Source organism: Arcobacter sp. 15-2, assembly GCF_047159865.1.
Lineage (GTDB): Bacteria > Campylobacterota > Campylobacteria > Campylobacterales > Arcobacteraceae > JAIOSF01.
Genome location: NZ_AP038804.1, coordinates 1,688,058 through 1,705,693 on the forward strand (window position 1 = coordinate 1,688,058; position 17,636 = coordinate 1,705,693).

Sequence of the window (17,636 nt, forward strand, 5' to 3'; positions counted from 1 at the left end):
TGAAGATAACAAATAGACTTTTATTACTGTGTAGATAAGCTTCTCCTAAACATATACAAAGCAAATAGAAAAAATACTACACCTATACAAAAAATAGCCACTAATTCTTTCCATATTATTGCAAGTTCTGCACCTTTGAATAATATTGCTTTAGAAACATCTACAAAATAGCTACTTGGCATAAGTTTCATAATATGCTGAATCGTATCTGGCATACTTTCAAAAGGGGTCAGACTCCCTGAAAGCATCATAAGAGGCAAAATGGTTAAGATAAATATCATCCCTAGTTGTGGCATATTTTTTGCAATAGTTCCCATAAATATTCCTATGGCTGTTGTTGAAAATAAAAGTAAAAAAGTTGTAAATAAGAATAAAACAATAGAACCTTCAATTGGTATTTGTAGTACCCCCTCAACCATAAAAAAAAGTGAAAATACAACAGATAATAAAACTACTAATGTGACTGCTAAAATTTTTGAAAGCATAATTTCAACAGCATTAAGAGGCATCACTAAAAGGTGTTCAATTGTTCCATGCTCTCTTTCTCTAATAAGTGAAGCACCAGATAGTAGAATGGATAACATTATAATATTATTTATCACTTCATTAATACTACCAAACCAACTACTCGTAAGGTTTGGATTATATTTAAATCGTGTAATTATCTCTAAGTTAGTACTTTGAGTCTCTTGAGTTTTTAAGAGGAAGTTTTGTAATTCTTGAGAGATTATTTTCTGAATATATTGGCTACCTATCCCTGCTTGGGTCATTCTTGTAGCATCTATATTAACTTGTATATCTGGACTTTTTTTTGATAGAATATTCTTTTCAAAACTTGAGGGGATAACAACAATAAAAGTGTACTTCCCATTGTCTATATTTGTATCTATTTGTGACGAGTTTATGATATCTGGTGTGTTGAATTGTGGTTTATAAAATGAAGAGATTATACGGTGAGAAAGTGTTGACCTATCTTCATCTACAAATGCTATCGAGGCATTTTTTATCTCTGTTGATGTTGCAGTTGCTCCGATATAAATAGCAATACTAAAAGAGTAAACTATTAAAGTAAACATAATTTTGTCATACCATAAACTTTTTAGCTCTTTTATCATGAGATTAGAGATGTTTTTTATATGCTTTTTCATCTATCTTTCCTGTTTCTTTAGTGCTAACATTGACAATAAAGTTATAACAACAATCGATATAGATAAAACTATAAACTCTGTGTAAAGCCCATGAAACTCTACAGCCTTACTAAAAATCCCACGACTTGTGTTTATATAATAAGTAACAGGAAATATATACCCAATCAAAGCACCTAAACCTTCTAAAGAGCTAACAGGCTCTTTCAATCCTGAAAATTGAATTGTAGGAAGCAATGTAAATATTGCAGTTGCTCCTATTGCTGCAATTTGTGTTTTTGCAAAAGATGAGATCAAAAGACCGATTCCTGTTGATGCAATAACATAAAGTAAAGTAGCGCAATAAAGCGTAAAAATACTCCCTTTTAAAGGAACATTAAACACAAATGTTGCCAATGCTAAAAGACCAGTGAAACTTAACATACTCATTATGATGTAAGGAAGTTGTTTCCCTACAATAAATTCTATTTTAGTAACAGGTGTAGCATAAAAATTTGTAATAGACCCTAACTCTTTTTCCCGAACAACACTCAATGCCATGAGAATAGAGGGGATAAAAATAAGCAGCATAGGTATTACAGCAGGAATCATTGCATATATACTTTTAAAGTCTTGGTTATATCTAAATCTTGATTCTATATTTATAGTACTTTGCAGCTCTTTATAGTTTGTTTGATTTTGGAGTATTTGTTGTAAATAGGTATTATGTATCCCTTTGACATACCCTTTAATAGTCTCAGCACGAAATGGCATTATCCCATCAATCCAAACTGATACTTCTACTTTATATCCTTTTTGTATCTCTTTGCCAAAATTTGGAGGAATAACAAATGCTACACTTATATTACCATTTTTCATCTGTTGGTCAAGATGAGCTTGAGAAGTAAGATAAGGTTGTTCCACAAAATATTTTGAACCAGATATATTTTGAATATATTCTTGACTTTGTGGTGATTTATCATAGTCTAAAACTGAAAAACGCAGATTATTTACATCTAGTGAGATACCGTATCCTATAATAAACATCAAAAAAACAGTACCAATAAGTGCAAAAGTGAGTCTAATTGGATCTCTTATAAGCTCCAATGATTCTTTGTAACTGTATCCAAAAAGGCGTAACAAACTAAATCGTTTGTGCACCTTTGTGTGGTTGTTAGCTATTTTTGAGTCTAGTTTATTTGTATTTGTCTCAGTTGTATTCTCTTGGGATGCTTCTTCTAAATACGCTATAAAAGCATCTTCTAGGTTCTCTTTTTGTTTTGATTCTATAAGTTTTTTTGGTGTGTCACTTGCTAGTACTTTTCCTTGATGCATCAAAGATATTCTATCACATCTTTCACCTTCATTCATAAAATGTGTTGATATGAAAATTGTTACATGGTCATCTCTTGCAAGATCAATTAACAGTTTCCAAAAATTATCTCTTGATATAGGGTCAACTCCAGATGTAGGTTCATCTAAAATGAGCATTTCAGGTTTATGTATAACAGCAACAGCTAAAGATAATCTTTGTCTAATACCCAAAGGTAGCTCTTGTGCTAGGGTATTTTCATATTCTTTTAAATGAAATCTTTTTAAAGTTTCCTCTATTCTTTGGTTTATCAAATTTTCTTTGATATGAAATAATTTAGCATGAAGTGATATGTTTTGAAGAACGGTTAGTTCAGTATAGAGAGAAAAAGATTGTGTCATATAACCTACTTTATTTCTTATTGCTAAAGAGTTTTCTTCTACATATTTTCCAAAAAGTTTTGCTTTTCCTTGCGTGGGTTGCATAAGTCCTGTGAGCATTTTCATAGTTGTTGTTTTACCACAACCATTTGAACCTAAAAATCCAAATATTTCACCTTTTTTTATTTTAAAACTTACATTATTTACAGCAGTAAAATTTCCAAATTTCATAGTTAAATTAGAGGCTTCTATTGCATATTGATCATTTTGATTTTCAATTTGTTTTGGGACAATAAGTGTTTGGTGTCCTTTTCTTTTATCTTTTGGAAGAAGCTCAATAAATGCTTCGTCGATGTTGCTTGTGTTTGTAGCATTTAAAAGCTCTGTAGGCGTTCCTTGGGCTAAAATTTTACCTGAATCCATAGCAATAATATGATCGTATGATTGTGCTTCTTCCATATAAGCAGTTGCAATCAGAACGCTCATATTGGTCATTCTTTGTCGTATTTTAGCTATAAGGTTCCAAAATTGTCTTCTAGAAAGTGGGTCAACACCTGTAGTAGGTTCATCAAGAATTAAAAGATGTGGATCATGAATTAAAGCACAACATAGACCTAGTTTTTGTTTCATACCACCAGAGAGTTGTCCAGCAACTCTATCTTTAAAAGCAAATAGTCCTGTACTTTTTAAAAGTTCATAGATTCTTATTTCTCTTTCTTTTTTTTCTTGACCAAAAAGCTGAGCAAAAAACTCTACATTTTCATAAACAGTTAGTGACATATACAAATTTTTTCCTAAACCTTGAGGCATATAAGCAATTTTAGGAAAAATTGATTCTCTAAAATTCTTTTTATGTATATCTCCTCCTAAAACTTCAACATTGCCTTTTTGTATTGTTTTGACTCCTGAGAGTATTGCTAAAAGAGTAGATTTACCAACTCCATCTGGACCTATAAATCCTATCATTTTACCAGCAGGGATTTCTAGTGAGATATTATCTAATGCTTTTACATCATTATATTGGTGTGATAATTCTCTTATTTTAGCAATATAATCCATATTATTTTACACTATTTTCTACTACACTCTTTGGCAATTTATTTAAACTTTCTGGCCATTTTTTTGTTGCATCTAATTTAATATAAGCTATACCTGGAAGTCCTGTTTTGATTTTATTAAAGTGTTTTTTTAATAATTTAGAGTCTATTCTAACTTTGATACGAAACATAAGTTTTTCTCTTTCTGTTTGTGTTTCTATCTCTTTTGGTGTAAATTGTGCTTGAGGAGAAACAAAAGTTACAGTTGAGGGGATAGTAACATTTGGTAAGGCATCAAGTACAATTCTAGCTTCTGAACCAATATTAACTAATCCTGCTTGAGATGTCGGGAGGAATATTGTCATATATGTATTCATTAAGTCTAACACTACCAACACTCTTCCTCCATTGGAAATAATCTCTCCATTTTGGGCTATTTTATATAAAACACGACCTTTAATAGGGGAATATAATTTACTTTCATCTATTTGTATTTGTATAGTCTCAACTTGTGCTTTAGCTGCATTGATCGCTGCATTTGCACTAACCACTTGTGCTTTAGCTGCGCTTAAAGTTGCTTTAGCAGTTTGATAAGTTGTTTCCTCTTTTTGGAATTCCAGAAGAGATATATTTTTATTTTTATATAGAGTCATTGCTCTTTTGTAATTATTGTTAGCAAAATTTAACTCGCTTTTGCGTTGTTCAACAATGGCTAGCGAATAGTTTTTGTTTTGTTCTGCTTGTTCAAGATGTGCTTTAGCTTCTTGCAGTAAAGACTCAAGTTGTTTTGTATCTAAAGTAGCTAATAATTGATCTTTTTCTATTGTATCACCTTCTTCTACAGTTATATTCAATAGTCTCCCTGAAAGTTTTGACGAGATATCTATTTGTGTTGTTTCTAGTCTTCCATTTCCCACTGCAAACTCTTTTGGTAGTTTGGGTGTTGTTAAATAGTTATAAACAAAAAAGGCAGCTACAGCAGTACCTATAATCAATAGAATGAGAAGTAGTTTTTTAAGATTATCTGACATTTTTTTCCTTAGTAAATATGATAATAAGTATAAATGACCATGAGTCATTTATACTGAAATGGTAATATCAATTTACTGTTTAGTGGCTTAAATTGACACAAACAAGTCAAAGAAATCGAAAAGCTAATCGATACCTCTAGCCCCAAGATTTCCATATCTATGATATGAATGTGAAATAGATTGTTCTATAAAATAGTTCAGAAGTTCTAATCTTCCTTCCATCATTGGTTTGTGACGAACTATAAATGTTAGAGATGAAGATGCTGCTTCAAATACAATACTAGGAACTTTTGATATATCAGAATATAAAATTCTGTTATATTTATGAATACTCTTTGCTAACTCTTGATCTGTTTGGGAAACTAAACGATCTCTTGAAGAAAATAACTCTTCTGCATCTTCTAAGAAGTTTTGTACCGTATCATTGTTTGTAATAGAAACTTTAAAATGTACTCCAGCTACTTTTGCTGCTAGTATTCGTGAAACACTTTGAAATAAAGTATCACCTGAACTCACTCTTATAAGTACATTGTTTAAAGGTAGATATCTAAAATGATTATCTTCTCCCCTTACTTTTGCATAATCTTTTGCTTGTGAAAATTCCTCGTCATAGTTTGTGTAGTATGATTGTAATGCGATACTTAACTTTTCAAATTCTACTGAGTCTTTTTGAGTTGATTTACACGAATCTATAAATTGTGTTAATGGTGTAGAGTATGTTTTACTTGTTTTAGGAATACCTATCTCTTTAAAATTAACAAATTGTGTGATGTAGTTATGAATACCCACTTTTCTACCAGCTCCAATAGCAGATTTTCCCATACCACCAAATGGTTGCCGTAGAACTATTGCCCCTGTTGTACCTCTATTTACATATAAGTTTCCAGCTTTAAGATTTTCTTTCCAGTAGGATACTTCTCTTTCATCTAAAGACTCAATTCCAGATGTGAGTCCATAGCCTGTACTATTTACAATATCAACAGCATGTTCTAAGTTTTTTGCTTTCATTACAGCTAATACAGGTCCAAATAATTCATTTTTATGAATAAAATTACCTTCTTCAACTCCCCATTTTATGGCAGGTTTTAACATATACTCATTATTTTCAGCAAAACTTGGTTTCAATGCCCACTTTTCGTTGCCCTCTAGTTGTTCAATTGCTTTTTTCAAGTTTCCTGAAACAGAATTTGCAAGTGTTCCAATACGATTTTTAAAATTCCACACAGAGCCAACATTCATAGAAGATGCAGCATCAACTAAAGCTTTTCTAAAATTCACATCGTTGTAAACTTCCTCTTCAAGAACCAATAATGAAGTAGCCGAACACTTTTGACCAGAGTTCCCAAAAGCACTTTGACATACATTTTTAACCGCTTGTTCTCGATCTGACATATTTGTTACAATAGTTGCGTCTTTTCCACCTGTTTCAGCTGTCAAAAATAGGTCAGGACGAGAATTTAACATAGAGATAGCTGTATCTTCTCCACCTGTTAAAATAACAAAATCTACATCTTTATTGGAAATCAGATGTTCCCCTGCTAATGCTCCAGGACAAGGGGTGAATTGAAGAATATTTTTAGAAATTCCTGCATCCCAAAAACATTTACACAACTCATACGCAGTCAAAGCAGCAACTGAAGCAGGCTTTATAATCACCGTATTTCCTGCAGCTAAAACAGCCGCAATACCACCAAGAGCAATAGCAACAGGAAAATTCCAAGGAGGTACAACAACTCCTACACCTTTCCCTGTAAAAGATAAGTTCTCATATCTCTCAAAATACTCTGCAGAATATGGATAAAACTCTAAAAAGTCAACAGCTTCAGAAACTTCAACATCTGTTTCTGTAAATACTTTTCCAACTTCAGCAGCTGCGATACCTATAAGATTACCTCTTCTTTTTCTAACATTTATGGCTACTTGTTTTAAGTATTTGTGTCTTTGTTGATGCGTTAACTCTCTCCAACCATCAGTATCAGCTTTGGCAACTTCAACTGCTTTTTGTAAGTCATGGGCTGTTGCATTTGCAAACTTTCCTGCAAGTACTTTCTCTTTGAGTTGTGACTTATCAATGGCTTTTACTATGTTTCTATCTTCTACTAAATCAACACCACCTACAACCACGGGTACAATTTTGTGTTGTGTGTTAGTTGTAAATTTCCATTTTGAGATGATATCTCTTGCCCAGATATGATTCTTTGGTAAGATAAAATCTGTATCAGCTTCTGCATGATACTTTTTCGTATCGTAAGAAGAGTTAGAAAAATCATCCCAATTTTCAGAAGTTCTATCTTGTGTTCTTTTTTTACCAACAAAAGATGTTTTTAAAGCTTCAAAAGATTTGATAAATAGCTCTTCTTGCATTTTCCAGTTTTTTGAATCAACAGTCAATCCAAAAGAATATCGAATAAAATTATTTGGACCAGTATTTTCATCAAGTCGTCTTACTAAGTATGCAATTGCATTGGTAAATTGTTCTTTTGCTGCTGTTGGTGCGTATAAAATAACATCTTTTGAAATCTCTTTGATTGCTAATCTTGCTGATTCACTCATCCCCTCTAACATCTCTAAAGTATGATATTGACTTACATTATTAGTTTTTGCTAATTGTGTTGCGTAGGCTAGTTCAAAGAGATTATGTGAAGCTGTTCCTATATGCATAGAGGGTGCATTTTGTGGGTTTAGCGCATAATTTACCATTCTTTTGTAGTTTGCATCTGTGTCAAGTTTGTCTGTATATGTTACCATCTCCCAATGTTTTTGACTAGATTCTGTTTCTTCCATCTCCATATTTGCACCTTTTACAAGCCGAAACTTTATTGGTGCTCCACCTGAAGCTACTCTTTTTTTAGCCCAAGCAGATAAATCTTTTTGAACATCAAATGAATCTGGTAAATATGCTTGTAGTACAATTCCTGCGTAAAAGTTTTTGAATTGCGGTTGGTTAAGAGTTCTTTTAAAGACTTCAACGGTGATATCAAGATCTCTATACTCTTCCATATCAAGATTGATAAACTTGTTTGTTTTTGTGCCATCATCTTTTATGTAAGAATATTTTTGTGCTTGGGTATAAATAAGGGTGAGCTTATCAACTAAGATATTTACAGTATTCTCAAAATCAAGTGCAGATATTTGTGAAAAGATAGTTGATATTTTAATAGAAAGATAGTCAATATTTGGATTTGCTAAAGCATCTAAATATTTTTGTACCCGTTCATTTGCTTCCTCTTCTCCTAAAACAACTTCTCCTATTAAATTAAGATTTACTCTAGTCCCTTCCTCTTTTCTTTTTTCAAGGTGCTTATTAAAAGGTTGTGTCTCACCTTTGATAACTACTGTTTTTGTGTCTTCTCTAATTTGTCTTACAAAAAGAGGGATGGATAAATCAGGAAGGAGTGTTCCAAAATTTTTAAATAGCCACAATAAAGATTTATCTTTAGCTGTAAAAAAGTGAGCCATTTTATGTTTTTCGAGTAAAAATATCACTTGATCTGCTACTCTGTCATTTGATTTGGATCGAAAACATTGATCCATGAGTTCTATTAACAGTGCTTTGTCTTTTGGGTGTTCGAGCATTGTGTTCATTTTTACATAAAACTCTCTATCAAAATCACTTACAAGTTCTGTTGCTCTATTTTGCCATTGTTTTGCTAATTTTATTGATGAATCTATCAATTTTTTCTCCTTCGTGATTTGTATTGTTTCACTTTAACGGAGTTTACCTTAGGAAGTATTGATGTTTAATATATCTTAAAAGGAAAAAGCTTACTGTTTTATTCCTCATCATTTATTTTAGCGTTAGTTGATTTAGATGTTTTAAGTTTTATAGATTCGTTTGCATGGTATTTTTCAAGTAGTTTAATCGACAATTCACCTCTATTTTTTGCTACATCTTTATAGTTTGTTTGGTAAGATATGAGACCAATGATTCCTGTTTTGAGAGTGTTTAAATTAAAATTTATGGTGTATTGTATATTTAATGTTGAAAATATTTCACTTGTTACTTGCTCTATGCTTTTAAAGTCACTATTTACATTAAATTCAAACTCAATCAAATCATTGATAGTTCCATTTTTCTTTAAAGAATAATTGTAAAAAACTTTTGTAAAAATATAGCTATTTGGTATATAAATAGTTCTCCCTACTGTTTTAACCTCTTTTATATTTGTATAATCCTCAACTTCGTTCAATTTAATTTTTATCAGTGAAATATCTACTATATCACCAATAGTGTGTTTTGTTTCAAATTGTACCATCACTCTATCCCCAACTTTTATCAGACTTGTAAAAAAAATATAGATAGCACCTGCAATGTTGAGTAACACTTCCCTCATAGCAATAGTAAGAGCAGCAGCCACAACACTTAAAAAAGTAATAATATAAATTAAATCATCAATATATCGTATAAAAATAAATAAAATAATGAAAAATATAAAAAGTAGAGATAAAAGTTTTTTATAATTTTTTTGCTCTTGATGATTTTCTTTATTATGAGTAAAGTGAAAAATCAACAATGAGAGTATTTTATAAAGTGTATAGGAGATAATTATAATAACTATAGTCATAATATGTTTTGTTAGTATCTCATCTTGATACTCTTGATATTTCTTTTCTAGGTCATCTCTTGCATCCAAAAGATTTTGATAAGTTTTTTCAATGTTTTCAACATATTCATTGAAATACTCTAAATCATCTTTAATAGATGCTATTTTTAGAGTGTTATTTGTTTCTTTTATCTGTAGATTATATGTATTTTGAAAACTAGAACGAGCTAGATAAAAATTATTTTTTAAAACAATATATTTTTGAATTAGCTTATCAAGATTATTTTGAGAACTGCGTACTATAAAATCTTTTAATGATATATTTGGTACTTCATATTTGTACTGCCGCAAAATATTATCGAGATTATTATTCTCATAGAGTTTTAGCTTAGATTTGTAGATTGATATTTTTTTATTTAATTCACCTACTAATAATAAGTTCTTTTCATTTTTTTGTATTTTATTTTCTGCTTTAGCTATATTATTTACAATGATATTATAGTTTTTATAATTTTGATATGTTTTTAACCAAATATTTTGAGTTGTGTTTTGATTTACTTGTGCGTTTATAGTACAGATAAAACAAACGGTCATCAAAAAAAAGAGAAATTTTTTCAATGAAAAGCCTTGTCTGTATTATACAATGCTTGCAATATTTCTAAAATACTCTGTATAGACCTTTTTGTGGTAGTTTCTTGTGCTGTATGGTATCCTATTGTTGGGAGCTGTAGTGTTGTTCCTTGAATAGAACCTTTTGTAGCATGAATAATTTTTCCTAATTCAGTTACACCTAAAGAACCTTTTGTACCAGTTTGCTTCATGATGTTTTTTAAATAAGAATCTTTGAAATGATAGTTGATATTATTTTCTATACAAATACTTTTAATTTTATTTTTTAGAGGCGATCTAAATACACCATTTTCATCTCGGTTTCTTAGTACTATATCTAAACGATTTATATCTTCTACTACTTTGTATGGGCTAGTATCTAAAACAAGTAGTTCATTTGTCACTATGTCAAAGCGTCGAAAATATTCAAGTAAAAATCGCCAACTTTTTCCAGCTTCTTCAGATGCTGTAAAAAATGCAGTTCCTTGATACCCTAAATGATACATATATATTATAATTGCAACTGATATTACATTGTCAAGTTGTGCAGATACCAACTCATCTTCTATTGTTAATTTATCAACAAAAGCAATAGGAGTACCAGGAAATAGATGTGAAAATCCATCTACTTTAAAGATGATATTGTTTCTTCTTTCACATAAAAAAGCATTTTGTATAACTCCCAATCCCAAATAACTCCCAGACCAAGGTTCATAAGCTTGTACTTTTTCATTAACAAATCTATCTGTAAAATTTTTTAATAGACTTTCACTATTTGAATTTCCATTTAAATCTGCTTGATTTTTTGCAATATATGCTGCATATTGAAATTCGTTATCTCCTGTACAAATTAAACCATGTCTATCAGCATGTGCAGAGATATAGCCACTTGTTGGGTTTTCACCTTTTACAACTAAAACACCATCATAATACTCTACATGCAATTCTAGTTCTTCAAGTTCTCTTTTAACTGACATAAAAAAAGGATGTTCCGCCCCAACAACACTTGGAATTCGAATGAGCTGTTTTAAAATATCGTAAAATTTTTCCATTATTCTATTATCTCTTCTGTATTGAGTTCATGAAATTCACTTTGTTCTATTAACTCTTCATTAAAATATTCAATTTTATCTTCTGCTATATTAAGGTTTTTGAAATTTGCAATATGGAAAACAGCATCACCTTCTTGAACAAGAGGAATCTCTGATTTACCTATTATGATACCATCAAAAGGAGAAAGAATTTCATAACTATCATCACCTAATGGTTCATCAATGTAAGCAATAATTTCATTCTCTTTCACAGTATCTCCTAAAGCTTTGATTGTTCGAAGCATACCACTTTCAATAGATCGAATCCACTTACTACTTTTCGTAATGATAGGGACTTTTGGACTCTTTTTTCTTATTACTTTAGGAAGCATCTCATTTGCTCGTAAAACATTTACTAAACCATTTACCCCAATACGAATACTACTTTCATCGAACCTCAAAGCTTCTCCCGCTTCGTACAATAAAATAGGTACACCTTTTTCTTGTGCTATTCCTCGTAAAGAACCATCTCTCAATGCAGAATGCAAAACAACAGGAGCTCCAAAAGCTTTTGCTAAACGAAAAGTATAGTCATTTTCTATATTTGTTCTTACTTGTGGAAGATTTGACTTATGAATTGATGCTGTATGTAAATCAATTCCTAAGTCACATTTTGAAACAATCTCATCAAAAAATATTTTAGCAACACGACCAGCTAAACTCCCTTTGCTACTCCCTGGAAATGATCTATTTAAATCTCTTCTATCAGGTAAATAGCGTGAAAGGTTCATCATCCCATAAACATTTACAACTGGAACTAATACTAATGTTCCACTTAATTTTTTAAGTATATTTAGCTTACGAAATCTTCTAATAATCTCTATCCCATTTAACTCATCACCATGAATAGCAGCACTTACAAATACAGTAGGACCATCTTTCTTTCCTCGAATCACCCTTACAGGTAATTGCGTTGGTGTATTGTAGAGTTTAGGTAACTCAATATTTACAGTTACATTCATCCCTCTAGGAATTTCCACTCCACCAAATATAAATGTTTTAGTAGGCATAACTATGCTCCTATATTATCTCTTTTGATTTTTCGTTTTTTTGTAGGATTGTCTGGTGAATCTGGAGTTACATTTTTTTCAATATAATCCATAATTTTCCCTGCAATATCAATATTTGTTGATTTTTCTATCCCTTCTAATCCTGGACTAGAGTTAACTTCCATAACCAATGGTCCTCGTGATGATGGAATCATATCAACCCCACAAACACCAAGCCCCATAGCTTTAGCAGCAGCAAGAGCAGTACTTTTCTCTTTTCGTGTCAGTTTATGTGCAGTTGCACTTCCACCTTGATGTAAGTTTGATCTAAAATCACCCTCTGCACCTTGTCGTTTCATAGCACCAACAACTAAAGCTCGTATGTCAGCCCCACCAGCTTCTTCTATAAACTCTTGAACAAGTAAATTTACATCCATTCCATAAAATGCATCTAGTACTGATTTTGCAGCTTTTTCACTATCTACTAAAACTACACCAACACCTTGAGTTCCTTCAAGAATTTTAAGAACCAATGGTGCTCCACCACTTAATTCAATAACATCTTTAGCACTTGATTTATTTGAAGCAAAAACTGTTTTAGGCATATCAACATCAGCTTTTGACATCACTTGTAAACTTCGTAGTTTATCTCTACTTCTTTGTATAGCTAAGTTTCCAGATACACTAAATACATCCATCATCTCAAAGTGTCTTACCATTGCTGTACCATAAAATGTTCTACTTGCTCCAATTCTAGGAATAATAGCATCAGGTGTAGGGAGTTCTTTTCCTTGATAATTTATTTTAAGTTCACCTTTCATAATCTCAATTGAACATTTTAAATAATCAATTATTTTAATATTCCATCCTTTTGATTCTCCAGCTTCAACTAATCTTTTTGTTGAATACAAATTTGGGTTTCTTGATAATATATAAACTGTCATTTTATTTTCCTTCTTCTTTTATGTTTTTACTTAAATATTCCTCTTCTACATCTACTAAGAACTTACCACTTAAAAATCTTCTCCCTATTAACATTGGAAATTTCATATCGGCTCGATTTGTCAAAGATATCACACTTTTGTAGTTTTTACCAAAAAAGTTTACACTCACCTTGATAGATGGGCGTTTTTGGATATGTCCATTGGAACTTTTAACAGTTTTTATTTTGTATATTGGAAATGTCATTCTTTTTCCATGATAAGATTCATGAACTTCATCTAAAAGTGTAAAGCTAACTGTATTTTCTTTTTCGTTTACTATAATTTGATCACAGTGTAAAGCACTAGAGTCAGCTCCTGTATCTACTTTTGCATCTAAGTTAAATAGGTCTAAATCTATTATAGAAATAGTTTCTTTTCGACCTACGATTTTTTTCTCTTTTATCACAATTTTACCCTTAATATTAAAGTTAAATAAATCGTTTATTTTTATTTATATTAAAATTATAAACTAAAAAAATCATTTTTAAGCTAAAAGATTTCTGAAGTTGTTTTTTAATATTATATCCTAGTAATGTAGTATATAATTGCTGCTTAAATTTAGTAACAAAAGAAGGATAAATTTGAAACTATTAATTGTCGAAGATGACTTAAATATTTTATCTCTTTTAGAAAGAGGACTCAAAGAAGATGGCTATGTTATTGATAAAGCTGATAATGGAGAAGACGGTGAGTATTTAGCGTTAATAAATAGTTATGATGTGATAATTTTAGATTGGATGCTTCCTATAAAAAATGGAATTGAGATTTTAAATTCAATGCGTAGAAAAAAAATCAATACACCTGTTTTAATGTTGACAGCAAAAGATGAAGTGTCTGATACGGTACTAGCTTTAAAGTCTGGCTGCGATGATTATTTAACAAAGCCTTTTAATTTTGAAGAATTAGAGGCACGCATTGAAGCTTTACATAGAAGATTTATTAATAACTATAATCAAGAGATAGTCTTCGTAGATGATATTGTAGTGAATCTTAACACTAAAAAAGTTGTAAAAAATGATGTTGAGATTAACTTAAGTATGAAAGAATTTGATTTATTGTATTTATTGTTAGAAAATAAAAATTCATTTGTTTCAAAATCTATGATTGAAAATCTGATGTATACAAATGAACAAATTTTATCTAGTAATGTGATTTCTGTTACAATTCACAATTTGAGAAAAAAAATAGGAGATAATATAATAAAAAATTATAGAGGGTTAGGATATAAAATTGAAATTTAGAAGTTTAAAGCAAAAAATTTTATTTTGGTTTGTAGGAATTATTTCAACAGTATTAATTGTTTTTAGTTTATTACTTTATATTTTACTAGAAGATGGTATTCATGGTGAAATCAAGATGCAAATGGAGAGTAAAACCTCTTTTATTCAAGAAAATATTATTAGTGAATTTCCAGATGAAAAAATTAAGTTATATTCTAAATTATTAAATGTAGAATTTGTTATTTTTAATAAAGGGGAATTATTATATGCCTCCAATAAATTTCCTTTAGAAAATATTGAACTTTATCAAGAGTCTGAAAATATGTTTTTTGTTCATAAAACAAAAAATAATACAGAAGATGCGATACTTCGTACTAAATTTATATCACCATATAAGGGTGAAATTATTTTGTATCTTAAAGAGATTAATAACCAAGCAGAAAAGATTGAACAGGTTTTAATATATCTAAATCCATTATTATTTTTATTATTAATATGGATAGGGAATAATTTGATTGATAAACTTTTAATACCTATTAAAACTCTTACTAGAACAACACAAAAAATTAATATAGAAGATATGCCTAAAAAAATTCATACTCCAAATGAAAATAATGAGATTACTCAATTAATGAATTCATTTAATGATATGATTGAAAGGTTACGAAATGGTATTGAAACTCTTAATAACTTTAATCATGATGTTTCACATGAACTTAAAACGCCAATTACTGTTATAAATACGGCAATAGAATTGTCATTAAGAAAAAATCATGATGTTCAGTATTATAAAAACAGTATAAAAACAATACAATATGAGATAAAGCAAATAGAGAAAATAATAGATGAATTGTTTTTATTTACAAAATATTCTCAAGAAAATATTCAAAGTACTTTTAAATATTCTTATTTAGATTCTATTTTGATAGATGTTATAAGTAAATATGAGAAACAAGCAGCTGATAAAAATATACTTTTAACTATAAAAAAAATTGAAAATATTAAAAAGAGTGTAAATCCTTTATTAATTAATATTATTTTTTCTAATTTAATTGATAATGCTATTAAATACACATCTAAAGAGAAAGAGATAAACATCGAACTTTTTGCAGAAAATAATCATGCTTATTTCCGTATAGAAGATGAAGGTATTGGTATTCAAAAAGAGCATCTTGATAAAATTACAGACAAGTTTTATCGTGTAGATGAATCTCGTAATAAAAAAATTAATGGATTTGGTCTTGGTTTATCAATCGTCAAAAATTTTATTGATCTTCATAATGCAAATTTAGATATTCAGTCAATATATAATAAAGGAACAACTATTACCGTTAGATTCTAAATCTTAACTCTCATTTAACTTTCAAGAATTAATATTCCATAAAATCGATATAAGGATATTAATCTTGAAAAAAATTTTCACACAACTTTTTAAATACTACTTTTCCCTCGTTAGTATATTTTTTATTGGCAGGCTCGTTTTATTTATTATTTTTTATGATAATTTTAAAACAGAAAGCTTTAATTATTGGCTTACTTTTCTTTATGGACTTAGAATGGATACCATAACTGCAAGTACATTCTTACTTTTACCCGTATTACTAATAACATTGAGTCCCAAAAAAATAGAGCATACAATTAATAAAATAATAAAATACTATTTTTTAATTATTATATCATTGATGATATATATAGAAATTGCAACTATACCATTTTTCTTTCAATATGATGTTCGACCAAATTATTTATTTGTAGAATACTTAGAATACCCAAAAGAGGTGTTTTCAATGATATTCGAAGAATATAGAATAGAATTGTCAATCGCTCTCATCTCAATTACATTTTTCATATACTTGTATTTAAAAAACTATGAAAATGGTTTTTTAGAGTTATTTAAAGTATCATATATCAAAAGAGTAGCATTACTTTTACCTTTATTATTAATTTTATTTATGGGGATACGATCATCATTTGGACATAGAGGTGCGAACACTTCAGATGCTATGTTTAGTACTAATAGAATATTAAATGAAATTACAAAAAACAGTCTACATAGTGTTCTATCTGCAGTATATGTGAATGTTAAACATGGAACTAAAAATCTGCTCAAAAGATATGGAAAGATGGATATAAATGAAGCAATATCTATAGTTGAAAAAAGTTTAAATATTCAATCTATCAATCAAAATGAACCACTTAACAGGTTAGAAAAAAGTCATTTTAGTACAAGAAAACCGAAAAATGTCGTGATATTTATACAAGAGAGTTTGGGATATCAGTTTGTTGAGCCTTTAGGTGGGGAAAAAGATATTACACCAAATTTAAACAGATTATATAAAGAGGGGATATCTTTTAAAGATCTTTATTCAAATGGTACAAGAAGTATTAGAGGACTTGCTGGATTAGTTTCAGGTAACTTTTCAGTTCCAGGCAAAGGTGTATTAAAAAGAAATAAATCTCAAAAGGATTACTTCACAATTGCAAAATTACTTCAACCTTTGGGTTATCACACATCTTTTATTTATGGAGGAGAGAGTCGTTTTGATAATATGAAAGGGTGGTTTCTAGGTAATGGCTTTGATGAAGTTATTGATAGTGAAAAGTTTAAGAATCCATCTTTTGTAGGCACTTGGGGTGTTGCTGATGAAGAAGTAGTTGATAGAGCAAATGAAGAATTTAAAAAACTTTATGCAAATAATCAAAAGTTTGCATCAGTTATATTTTCTACTTCAAATCATTCACCATTTGATTTTCCTGAAAATAAAATAGAACTTGTCAAAAATGCTCCTAAAAAAAGTGTCAAAAATGCTATTAAATATGCAGATCTTGCAATAGGAAAATTAATAGACAATGCCAGAAAAGAGGATTATTACAAAGACACTATTTTTGTAGTTGTTGCAGATCATAATGTAAGAGTATATGGAAATAGTATGGTTCCTATTGATATGTTTCAGATACCTGCTGTTATTTTAGGGGAAGGAATCAAACCTTTTGAATATCAAAAAATAGCAACACAACCCGATGTATTGGCTACAACACTTGATTTGATGGGTTTAGATGTAACATATCCTATTATGGGTCATTCAATTTTTAGTGATAAAAAACAGAATCTAGCTCTTATGCAGTTTAATGATTATTATGCATTAAGAAAGGATAACAAAGTATCTATTTTACGCCCAAATAAACCTGCTGTTACATTTTTGTATGATAAAAAACAACTCATAAAAACTAGCTCGGATGAAAATTTAGAAAAAGAACTGTTATCATATATTTTAGTACTTGATCATATGTATAATAAAAAGCTTTATAAGTAAAG

At 29.8% G+C, this 17,636-nt stretch carries 12 protein-coding genes; 3 read left to right on the forward strand and 9 right to left on the reverse strand.

Translation table 11 applies throughout. From position 1 onward, the window contains the following. Positions 1–23 precede the first annotated feature (23 nt). The 9 genes from ACMCMH_RS08900 to ACMCMH_RS08940 all read right to left on the reverse strand — a co-directional run bounded on the left by ACMCMH_RS08900 (position 24) and on the right by ACMCMH_RS08940 (position 13,506). Positions 24–1,148 carry an ABC transporter permease gene (locus tag ACMCMH_RS08900; protein ID WP_412724718.1) on the reverse strand — a complete coding sequence of 375 codons (1,125 nt, stop codon included), beginning with the start codon at positions 1,146–1,148 and terminating at the stop codon, positions 24–26. Beyond that, the gene (gene rbbA / locus ACMCMH_RS08905) at positions 1,149–3,875 is read right to left on the reverse strand and encodes a ribosome-associated ATPase/putative transporter RbbA (protein ID WP_412724720.1); all 2,727 of its coding nucleotides are present in this window, start codon (positions 3,873–3,875) and stop codon (positions 1,149–1,151) included. A gap of 1 nt (position 3,876) precedes the next feature. Further along, a complete protein-coding gene (locus ACMCMH_RS08910; RefSeq protein WP_412724722.1) occupies positions 3,877–4,884 on the reverse strand; it encodes an HlyD family secretion protein in 1,008 nt (335 codons plus the stop codon). A gap of 123 nt (positions 4,885–5,007) precedes the next feature. Beyond that, positions 5,008–8,559, reverse strand: a complete 3,552-nt coding sequence (locus tag ACMCMH_RS08915) for a proline dehydrogenase family protein (RefSeq protein WP_412724724.1) — start codon at positions 8,557–8,559, stop codon at positions 5,008–5,010. Between the two features lie 98 nt (positions 8,560–8,657). Next, positions 8,658–10,046, reverse strand: a complete 1,389-nt coding sequence (locus ACMCMH_RS08920; protein ID WP_412724726.1) for a mechanosensitive ion channel domain-containing protein — start codon at positions 10,044–10,046, stop codon at positions 8,658–8,660. Next, positions 10,043–11,089 (reverse strand): peptidase M42, encoded by a 1,047-nt coding sequence (locus tag ACMCMH_RS08925; protein ID WP_412724728.1) that lies wholly within the window; start codon positions 11,087–11,089, stop codon positions 10,043–10,045. The genes ACMCMH_RS08920 and ACMCMH_RS08925 overlap by 4 nt, the downstream gene beginning before the upstream one ends. After that, positions 11,089–12,138 carry a succinylglutamate desuccinylase/aspartoacylase family protein gene (locus ACMCMH_RS08930; protein WP_412724730.1) on the reverse strand — a complete coding sequence of 350 codons (1,050 nt, stop codon included), beginning with the start codon at positions 12,136–12,138 and terminating at the stop codon, positions 11,089–11,091. Before ACMCMH_RS08930 ends, ACMCMH_RS08925 begins: the two co-directional genes overlap by 1 nt. Positions 12,139–12,140: 2 nt before the next feature. Continuing rightward, a complete protein-coding gene (rimK, locus tag ACMCMH_RS08935) occupies positions 12,141–13,061 on the reverse strand; it encodes a 30S ribosomal protein S6--L-glutamate ligase (protein ID WP_412724732.1) in 921 nt (306 codons plus the stop codon). A gap of 1 nt (position 13,062) precedes the next feature. Then, positions 13,063–13,506: an ATP-dependent zinc protease gene (locus ACMCMH_RS08940; RefSeq protein WP_412724734.1), complete on the reverse strand. Its 444-nt coding sequence runs from the start codon at positions 13,504–13,506 to the stop codon at positions 13,063–13,065. A 175-nt stretch (positions 13,507–13,681) separates the two neighbouring features. On the opposite strand from ACMCMH_RS08940, the gene ACMCMH_RS08945 reads away from it, so the two are divergent. The 3 genes from ACMCMH_RS08945 (at position 13,682) to ACMCMH_RS08955 (ending at position 17,634) form a co-directional block, all read left to right on the forward strand. After that, on the forward strand, positions 13,682–14,341 hold the full coding sequence (locus ACMCMH_RS08945) for a response regulator transcription factor (RefSeq protein ID WP_412724736.1): 660 nt from the start codon (positions 13,682–13,684) through the stop codon (positions 14,339–14,341). Continuing rightward, positions 14,331–15,662: a sensor histidine kinase gene (locus ACMCMH_RS08950; protein ID WP_412724738.1), complete on the forward strand. Its 1,332-nt coding sequence runs from the start codon at positions 14,331–14,333 to the stop codon at positions 15,660–15,662. The genes ACMCMH_RS08945 and ACMCMH_RS08950 overlap by 11 nt, the downstream gene beginning before the upstream one ends. A 214-nt stretch (positions 15,663–15,876) precedes the next feature. Then, positions 15,877–17,634: an LTA synthase family protein gene (locus ACMCMH_RS08955; RefSeq protein ID WP_412724740.1), complete on the forward strand. Its 1,758-nt coding sequence runs from the start codon at positions 15,877–15,879 to the stop codon at positions 17,632–17,634. Positions 17,635–17,636: the final 2 nt, after the last annotated feature.

Coding starts and splice junctions, on each gene's coding strand:
- ACMCMH_RS08900 (WP_412724718.1), bottom strand. CDS start 1,148: ATGAAAAAGCATATAAAAAACATCTCTAATCTCATGATAAAAGAGCTA.
- rbbA (WP_412724720.1), bottom strand. CDS start 3,875: ATGGATTATATTGCTAAAATAAGAGAATTATCACACCAATATAATGAT.
- ACMCMH_RS08910 (WP_412724722.1), bottom strand. CDS start 4,884: ATGTCAGATAATCTTAAAAAACTACTTCTCATTCTATTGATTATAGGT.
- ACMCMH_RS08925 (WP_412724728.1), bottom strand. CDS start 11,089: ATGGAAAAATTTTACGATATTTTAAAACAGCTCATTCGAATTCCAAGT.
- ACMCMH_RS08930 (WP_412724730.1), bottom strand. CDS start 12,138: ATGCCTACTAAAACATTTATATTTGGTGGAGTGGAAATTCCTAGAGGG.
- rimK (WP_412724732.1), bottom strand. CDS start 13,061: ATGACAGTTTATATATTATCAAGAAACCCAAATTTGTATTCAACAAAA.
- ACMCMH_RS08955 (WP_412724740.1), top strand. CDS start 15,877: ATGGATACCATAACTGCAAGTACATTCTTACTTTTACCCGTATTACTA.